Origin of the sequence: Synechococcus sp. H70.1, from assembly GCF_047502705.1 — a bacterium.
Taxonomy (GTDB): domain Bacteria; phylum Cyanobacteriota; class Cyanobacteriia; order Thermostichales; family Thermostichaceae; genus Thermostichus.
Map to the genome: position 1 here is coordinate 1 of NZ_JANSIV010000051.1, position 7,995 is coordinate 7,995.

The window sequence follows — 7,995 nt, forward strand, 5'->3', positions numbered from 1 at the left end:
ACCTCAAAGTCCGGCAAAACCAGAAGCCGCAAGTTCTTTTTGGCTGCCAGTTGCTCAGCTGCCTCAGGTGGGCAGGCCGGGACAACCACGCACTCCAAAAAAGGCTCCGCCAGGCGCTGGGCAGTCTCCCTGTCCAACGTCTGGTTCAGGGCAACGATGCCCCCAAAGGCGGAGACGGGATCGGCGGCCAAAGCCGCCTCAAAAGCGGCAGCCAGAGTTGGGCGAACGGCTACCCCACAGGGGTTGTTGTGCTTGACAATCACCGCCACCGCTGGCCTAGGGCCGTTGGCCAGCCCTAGGCTGAGTTCTGCCGCCAGGGCGCGGGCCGCCTCCAGATCCAGCAGGTTGTTGTAGCTCAGCTCTTTCCCCTGCAACTGTTTGGCCCGATGCCAGCCGGGAGCAGCCGCATCCACCACATACCAGGTGGCGGCTTGGTGAGGGTTTTCTCCGTAGCGCAGGCGCTGCCATGGGATCCCTTGCAGTTGAAAAACCTGGGCGGCAGGGGTTGCAGGAGCTGGAGAGGGGCGGGACAGCTCGGAGCGGGCCAGGTAGTGGACAATGGCACGGTCGTAGCTCAACACCCGCTCAAAGGCACGGCGGGCACACTGGAAGCGAAAGGCCAGCCGCTCCGCCTCGCTGGAGGAGCTAGAGAGCAATTGCAAGTACTGAGGGTACTGGCTGGGATCGGTGAGCACGGTAACGTGGGGATAGTTTTTGGCTGCCGCCCGCGCCAGCGTGGGCCCGCCGATGTCAATCTGCTCGAAAGCCTCCTCCAGCGACACCCCTGGCCGGGCCACCGCCTGCTCGAAAGGATAGAAATTGACCACCACCAACTGGATGGGAGGGATCCCTAGGGCCTCCAGATCTGCCCGGTCTTCGCCGCGCTCCAGACGGGCCAGAATGCCCCCGTGAATGCGGGGGTGCAGCGTTTTCACCCGTCCCCCCAAGATTTCCGGGGCGCCGGTATGGTCTGAAACAGGGGTGACCGGGATCCCGGCCTCTAAAAGCGCCTTGGCGGTGCCTCCGCTGCTGAGCAGCTGAAAGCCGTGCTCCTGCACGAGGGCCTGAGCCAGCGGGATCAGGCCAGTTTTATCAAAGACACTGAGAAGCGCCAAAGGGGGGAAGGGCTGAGCAGGCATAGGTTGTTGGTTCCCTCAAACAAAAAATACACCAGCAGCCTCTTGATTCCACGCCTTAAATCAGCAGCTTGGCGTCAAGTGGGCAAAAGGGGATCCCAGCCTTGCTGGGAAAGTGCTATGACAAGAGGGGCGTGAGTCGTCGGGGTTGTATGGCCAGAGTCTTGCAGCTCCTGATCCAGGGTTGGTACTATTCCATCCCCCTGTTGACATTCTCGGTTCTCTCGGTGGCCTGTTGTCTCGAGCGGGCCTTGTTCTGGTGGAAGGTGACCCACCGACAGGAGGAGGTGGTGCGGCAAGCCCTCAGCCAGTACCGCCGCAACCCCAGAGCCGCCCAGTACCTGCTGGAGCAGAATGCGGATCTCCCCATTGCCCGCATCTTTTTGGCCGCCCTGGAGCTCAACGAAGCCAGCCCTGAGGACTTTAAACTGGCCCTAGAGACAGCCCTGGCGGCAGAAGTGCCCCTGCTGAAACGCTTTAACACCCTCTTCGACACGGTGATTACCGTTGCCCCCTTCCTGGGCCTCTTGGGCACTGTGACTGGCATTATCCAGATCCTCAGCTCCATCCAACTGGGGGATATTGGCGGCACCAATACCCAGGGGGTGGGACAAGGAATTGCCGAGGCCCTCTACTCGACGGCCTTCGGGTTAATTGTGGCTATTCCCACCTTGCTGATCTCCAATGTCTTTCGCTCTCTGTACCTGCGGCAACTTTCCAAGATCCAGGAGTACGGCGGCGAGCTGGAGTTGCTGCACCGGCAACGGCTAGAGATGCAAGCCCAGCAGCTTTCCCAGTTTTCCTACACCCAGCCCGGCCCCAGCGGCAGCTCCACCCTTCCCCCCTACTCTCCACTTGAGCCCTCCTAGCCTATGCGCATCCCAGAAGAAAACTTTAGACCCGCCGAGATCAACATCGTGCCTCTCATCGATGTCATCTTCTCTATCTTGGTGTTTTTCGTCATCGCCAGCCTGGTGCTTACCCGCTCCGAGGCTCTCGAGGTCAATTTGCCAGAGGCCTCCACAGCCGAAGCCCGCCGCCAGCCAGACGTTACGGTGAGCATCACGGCTGAGGGCCAAATTGCCGTCAACCGCAAGAAAATTGCCAATCTTGACGCTCTGATCCCAGCAGTGGAACGCATCCTGGCCGAGAAGCCGGCTGAAGGGCGACGCTTGGTGGTGATCAATGCCGACTTGGCCCTCTCCCACGGCAAAGTGGTGGAGGTCATGGATGCCCTGCAGCGGCTGCCCAACGTCAGCCTGGCCATTGCTGCCCGCCGCCCTAGCAATAGCCGTTAACAGGCTCCCCGCTGCGAGAGAGGGGGACTATCCCCCTGCCCCCAGCAGTTGAACTAGCAGCGCCTTTTGCACGTGGAGGCGATTTTCCGCCTGATCCCAAACACGGGACCGGGATCCCTCCAAAACCTCGGCCGTAATCTCCTCCCCCCGGTGGGCGGGCAGGCAGTGGAGCACAATGGCCTCGGGATCTGCCTGTTGCAGCAGCTTGGCATTGACCTGGTAGGGTAGGAAGTGGGCTTTGCGGGCCTCGGCCTGGTCTTCTTGGCCCATGCTGGCCCAGACGTCGGTATAGACCACTTGGGCTCCCGCGACCGCTTCGTAGGGATCCCGTAACACCAGCACCTGCGATCCCTGGGCCAAGGCCTGCGCTTCTGCCACCACCGCTGCATCCGGCTCGTAGCCGGGGGGCGTGGCGACACGGATGTGGATCCCGCTCATGGCACAGCCCAGCAGCAGGGAATGGGCAACATTATTGCCATCGCCGCAATAGGCCAAGGTCAGGCCCGCCAGTTGGCCGAAGTTCTCCTGAATGGTGAGCAGATCGGCCAAAACTTGGCAGGGGTGAAACTGATCCGTGAGGGCGTTGATTACCGGGATCTCGGCATATTCCGCAAAGATTTCCAGCTCCCGCTGGTCGTAGGTGCGAATGGCAATCGCGTCTAGGTAGCGGGAGAGGACACGGGCTGTATCCGGCAAGGGCTCACCGCGGCTTATCTGCATTGCCGTCGGCACCAGATCCAGGGTGCTGCCTCCGCACTGGGCCATGGCGGCGGTAAAGCTAACGCGGGTGCGGGTGGAAGCCTTCTGGAACAACAGCCCCAGCACCCGACCCCGCAGATCCACCCGATAGGGATCCCGCTTCAATTCCGCTGCCTGGGCTAGCAGGGCCGCCAGCTCTGCTGACGTCAAGTTGCTCAGTTTGAGCAGATCCCGTCCAGCCAAATTCATGGATCCTGCCCTCCTCGCCATTGGGCCTACCTGCCCACGATACTCCAGCAGCGGCTAACGGGAGGAGGACCGAACGACCTCGGGAGCTGGTTGCTGGCGGGCTGCAATTTGGGACTGGAGGGCGCGAACGGCAGCCGCGTACTGGGGATCAGCGGCGGTGGCCACCAGCTCGCGGTTCTTGCTGAGGCGCTCGAGATCTTCTTCTGAGAGCTCCACCACAATATCGGGGGTGATGCCTTTGTGGTCAATATCGGTGCCCTTGGGCGTGCGGTAGCGAGCAATAGTTACCGCCAACCCTGACCCATCGGAGAGGGGATGCACCGACTGCACCAAGCCCTTGCCAAAGGTTTGCGTGCCAACAATCACGGCGCGGCGGTTATCCTGCAAGGCTCCTGAGAGGATCTCGCTGGCGCTGGCGGATCCCCCGTCCACCAGGACAGCCAGAGGCTTGTCGGTAAGAGCGCTGTTGTTGGCCACCAGGCGATCCTGCTCCCCCTGCCGGTTCACCGTTGAGACAATGCTCCCCCGGTCAATCCACATGCGGGCAATCTCGGCACTGGAGTAGAGCAGCCCTCCCGGATTGGCCCGCAGATCCAGCACGTAGGCGGCCACCCCTTGTTTTTCCAGCTCGCGAATGGCCTGGCGCACCTTGTCGGCAGCGTTGCCGGAAAACTGGGTGATGCGGATGTAGCCAATAAGCAGGCCATTTTTTTCCTGGCGAGCCTCGTAGCGCACGGTAGCCAGCTCAATTCTCTCCCGCACCAGGTCGAACACCTTTAGCCCTTCCCCCTCGCGACGGATGGTCAGCCGCACCCGTGTGCCCGGCTCGCCGCGAATGAGGCTGACGGCGGTGTTGGTGTCCATGCCTTCGGTGGATTTGTCGTCGATGCGCACGATCACGTCTTTGGACTTGATCCCGGCGCGATCGGCAGGGGAGCCTTCGATGGGTGAGATCACGACCAACTCATTGGTTTCCTGATCCACACCCAGCGTAATCCCCACGCCCGTCAGCTCCCCCGAGGTGTCAATCTGCATGCTGGCAAACTGATCCGGATCCAAAAAGCGGGTATAGGGATCGTTGAGCTTCTTGAGAGCCTCTCGAATTGCCTCGTAGGCCTCCTCGCGGGTGGCATATTCTCTACTAAGCAGATCGCGGCGCACCGCTTCCCAGTCGACGGAATTAAAGGAAGGATCGACGTACTCCCGATTGACAATCTGCCAAACTTCGTCCACCACCTCTTTGGGATCCCGGCGAAACCCCGCCCAACCCGGCATGGATAGCTGTACGCCAACCAATGACACGGCTGTAACTACGGCAGCCGTTGCACTCACCACAAACCCACGCTTTCTCATCGGCTCTCCTGGAAGACACGCTACTAGATTGATACTTGAGGATGGGCTGGGCTTCCTTGTCCGCCAGCAGCCTGCCCGGCTAGTCTGCGCAGCGTCCAAATTCTGATAGGCTGCTAATAGCACTGCCCAATTTTGCCCAAGCTAGCATAGGGATCCTGGTAAAGCGGCTGCCAGAAGCCCATTGACTGAGGAGATTGCAACTTTTTGTAGCCCTTTGGGTTGGGTCTTGTTGCCTCTCTGCCAATGTCTCCTGCAACTCCTGCCAACTCCTCCCTGCTAGTTCAGGTGCAAGCGGCTCGGGCTGCCGCCCAGCGCACAGCCACCCTGCCTACGGAGATCAAGGATGCGGCCCTCGAGGCCATGGCCACTGCTTTGCTGGAGCAGCAAGAGGCCATCCTGGCGGCCAACCGGGAAGATCTGGAGCGGGCAGCGGAGCAACTCAAAAGCGGGGAGTTGTCGGCCGCAGCCTATGCCCGGCTGAAGTTGGATGCCCACAAATTGGCCGAGATGGTAGCCGGGGTACAGCAGGTGAGGCGGCTGCCTGACCCAGTAGGGCGATCCCTTCTTATCCGCGAGCTGGATGAGGGGCTGGTGCTGGAGCGGCGCACCTATCCCCTAGGGGTGCTAGGCGTGATCTTTGAGTCGCGGCCCGACGCCCTGGTGCAAATTGCTGCCCTGGCGGTAAAGACGGGCAATAGCGTCCTGCTCAAAGGCGGAGCGGAGGCACTCTGCTCCTGCCAGGCGTTGATGGCCGCGCTGCAGGCGGGGCTACAGCAAGTTCCCGACTTTCCTTCGGGATCTTTGCAGTTGCTTACCAGCCGCGAGGAGATCCAAGCTCTGCTACAGCTGGAAGGTCTGGTGGATCTAATTATTCCCCGCGGCTCCAGCAGCTTTGTCCGCTACATTATGGAAAATACCCGCATCCCGGTGCTGGGCCATGCCGATGGGCTGTGCCACCTGTACGTGGATCGGGCTGCCGATGTGGAGATGGCATTGCATCTGACGCTAGACAGCAAAACCCAGTACCCCGCTGCCTGCAATGCTATTGAGACCCTGCTGGTGCACGCAGACATTGCTCCCCAGTTTTTGCCTCTGGCCGTGCAGGCGCTGCGCGAGAAAGGGGTGGAGTTGCGCGGGGATCGCCGCTGCCGCGAGCTGGTGCCGGATTTGCTCCCGGCCACTGAGGCCGACTGGAGCACCGAGTACGCGGACTTGATCCTGTCCATCAAGATGGTGGATTCTCTTGACGAAGCCATTGCCCACATCCAACGGTACGGCTCTCGGCACACCGAGGCCATCGTGACCGAAGATGCCGCCGCTGCCCAGCGCTTTCTCGATGAAGTGGACGCAGCAGGGGTCTTTCACAACGCCTCCACCCGTTTTGCCGATGGTTTTCGCTACGGTTTTGGAGCAGAGGTGGGGATCAGTACCCAAAAGCTGCCGCCGCGCGGCCCGGTGGGCTTGGAAGGCCTTGTGACCTACCGCTACCAGCTGCGGGGGCGAGGCCATCTCGTAGCTGACTACACTGGCCCCCAGGCCCGTCCCTTTCGGCATCGGGATCGCTTGAACCTCACTGGCCTGGCCTAGGAAGGATCCCTGGCTTGCCCCAACTGAGCAAGCTAGTTTTGCTGAGCTTTTTTGGCCTGAGGTTGAGGTAAATTTAAAAGGTAGCTTTAGGCTTTGCAAGGGTCATAGACTGTACTGCCCTCTGAGGAAACGGGGAACGCTGGAGTTCTGGGTTTCCCCTTGGAGCAGCCCTTCTGGACTGGCCCTTTGCAGGTTGGACTTCTATCCCCTCGGTAAGGAGCTTCACGGTATTATGCCCGTTCGTCTGTACGTTGGAAATCTGCCAGCAGAGGTAGATCGCGAGGCACTGGAGAAGCTCTTTAGATCTGCAGGTGAGGTCATTTCCACCAAGGTGATTCGGGATCGGAAGACGGGCAAATGCCGCGGCTTCGGCTTTGTTACGGTAAGCACCGAGGAACAGGCCCAGCAGTATATTGAGAGATTCAATGGCCACAGCTTTGGCGACGTCAACTTGCGCATTGAACTTGCCCAGCCGCGCGACAAACGGGAAGGTGGCGAAGCCAAAGCAGCTGCCTCCCCTTCCCCAGCTAAGGAGTCTGCCGCGGATCCCAAGGCAGCTGGGGAAGTAGCGCCCAAGAGTTCTACCAAAGGTTCCAAAACGGCAGGGGAGAAGTCTGCTTCGGGCAAGAAGCAGCGCCAGCACAGTAGCAAAAGGAGGGGTGTCAAGGGGGGCCCGCAAGAGGCCGTTGAGCCGGATCCCCGCTGGGCCAGCCAGTTGCAGCGGATCAAAGAGCAGCTTTTGCAAGCTGCCAATTCCTAGCTGCTCTAAAAGCAGGCTAGACAGGGTAGCTCAAAGCGCATCGAGGGAGGAGCTGAAAAATGGAGAATCTGGCAAGGGTTTTTTGCAGGGGGCTACGGCACCTAGCCAAGGCTGGGTCCCTCGGCCTGCTTCTAGTTTGGCTGGGAGTGCCCGTTGTCTTTGCAGCTCCGGCAGACCTGGAGAAGCAGGTGCTGGAGATTATTCGCAAAAATCCTCAGGTAATCCTGGAGGCGGTGCAGGAGTACCAGCAGCGGCAGTACGAAGAGCAGCAGAAGCAGCAGCAGAAGTTGGTAGAGGAATTTGGCCGGCAGTTGAGGGAAAACCCTCGCGCTGTAATTGGTGACTCCCCCCGCACCGGCTCCGAGTCCTTGCGGCTCGTGTTGGTCGAGTTTTCTGATTTTCAATGCCCTTTTTGCGCCCGGGCCCAGCAGACCCTGAAGGAGTTCCTAGCTAAACATGGGGACGAGGTAACCCTGGTGTACAAGCACCTGCCCTTGACCGGCATTCACCCTGAAGCAGTGGCGGCAGCTCGCGCTGCGTGGGCTGCCCACCGGCAAGGCAAGTTTTGGGAGTTCCACGACGAGCTCTTTGCCAACCAATCCCAGCTGGGGGAGGAATTCTACGTAGCCACTGCCCAAAGGTTGGGCCTGAACGTGGAGAAGTTCAATCGGGATCGGCTCAGCCAGGCGGCGGAGCGGGCTGTGCAGCGAGACATGGATCTGGCTTCCCAACTGGGCATTAGCGGTACCCCCTATTTCATCTTGAATGGCCTCGCCTTCTCGGGGGCGCAGCCTTTGGAGGTGTTCGAGCAGACGCTGCAACAGGCCAAGCAGTCCCTCTAGGGGCCCCAACTTTATTCAGCGCTGGGCGGCCAGCAGCCCCCCCTTCGGCGCTGGCTCATCCGCGGCACAGA

General features: G+C 60.5%; 8 protein-coding genes. 5 read left to right on the forward strand and 3 right to left on the reverse strand.

Annotated elements, in window-relative coordinates:
- Positions 1-1,139: bifunctional phosphoribosylaminoimidazolecarboxamide formyltransferase/IMP cyclohydrolase (gene purH / locus NW827_RS03965; RefSeq protein WP_414503362.1), on the reverse strand; the 1,139-nt coding region annotated here is incomplete at its 3' end.
- Positions 1,140-1,312: 173 nt separating this feature from the next.
- Between purH and NW827_RS03970 the strand changes: the two genes are divergently transcribed.
- Positions 1,313-2,005: a MotA/TolQ/ExbB proton channel family protein gene (locus NW827_RS03970; RefSeq protein ID WP_414361815.1), complete on the forward strand. Its 693-nt coding sequence runs from the start codon at positions 1,313-1,315 to the stop codon at positions 2,003-2,005.
- 3 nt (positions 2,006-2,008) lie between these two features.
- A complete protein-coding gene (locus tag NW827_RS03975; protein ID WP_414361783.1) occupies positions 2,009-2,434 on the forward strand; it encodes an ExbD/TolR family protein in 426 nt (141 codons plus the stop codon).
- A gap of 27 nt (positions 2,435-2,461) precedes the next feature.
- On the opposite strand, the gene argF is transcribed toward NW827_RS03975, so the two are convergent.
- Both argF and ctpC read right to left on the reverse strand, forming a co-directional pair.
- Positions 2,462-3,382, reverse strand: coding sequence for an ornithine carbamoyltransferase (gene argF / locus NW827_RS03980; protein WP_414361781.1), 921 nt, complete (start codon positions 3,380-3,382; stop codon positions 2,462-2,464).
- Positions 3,383-3,436: 54 nt separating this feature from the next.
- Positions 3,437-4,735, reverse strand: coding sequence for a carboxyl-terminal processing protease CtpC (ctpC, locus tag NW827_RS03985; protein WP_414361779.1), 1,299 nt, complete (start codon positions 4,733-4,735; stop codon positions 3,437-3,439).
- 243 nt (positions 4,736-4,978) lie between these two features.
- On the opposite strand from ctpC, the gene NW827_RS03990 reads away from it, so the two are divergent.
- From NW827_RS03990 to NW827_RS04000, 3 genes are all read left to right on the forward strand, one after another.
- Complete coding sequence (locus NW827_RS03990) at positions 4,979-6,322, forward strand: glutamate-5-semialdehyde dehydrogenase (protein ID WP_414361777.1); 1,344 nt, start codon at positions 4,979-4,981, stop codon at positions 6,320-6,322.
- Between the two features lie 232 nt (positions 6,323-6,554).
- The gene (locus tag NW827_RS03995) at positions 6,555-7,082 is read left to right on the forward strand and encodes an RNA recognition motif domain-containing protein (RefSeq protein WP_414403673.1); all 528 of its coding nucleotides are present in this window, start codon (positions 6,555-6,557) and stop codon (positions 7,080-7,082) included.
- Positions 7,083-7,228: 146 nt separating this feature from the next.
- On the forward strand, positions 7,229-7,924 hold the full coding sequence (locus NW827_RS04000; RefSeq protein WP_414403674.1) for a DsbA family protein: 696 nt from the start codon (positions 7,229-7,231) through the stop codon (positions 7,922-7,924).
- Positions 7,925-7,995: the final 71 nt, after the last annotated feature.

What these genes read in the sequence shown, in the direction of transcription:
- NW827_RS03975 (WP_414361783.1), top strand. Translation starts at nt 2,009, where the DNA reads ATGCGCATCCCAGAAGAAAACTTTAGACCCGCCGAGATCAACATCGTG.
- argF (WP_414361781.1), bottom strand. Translation starts at nt 3,382, where the DNA reads ATGAATTTGGCTGGACGGGATCTGCTCAAACTGAGCAACTTGACGTCA.
- ctpC (WP_414361779.1), bottom strand. Translation starts at nt 4,735, where the DNA reads ATGAGAAAGCGTGGGTTTGTGGTGAGTGCAACGGCTGCCGTAGTTACA.
- NW827_RS03990 (WP_414361777.1), top strand. Translation starts at nt 4,979, where the DNA reads ATGTCTCCTGCAACTCCTGCCAACTCCTCCCTGCTAGTTCAGGTGCAA.
- NW827_RS03995 (WP_414403673.1), top strand. Translation starts at nt 6,555, where the DNA reads ATGCCCGTTCGTCTGTACGTTGGAAATCTGCCAGCAGAGGTAGATCGC.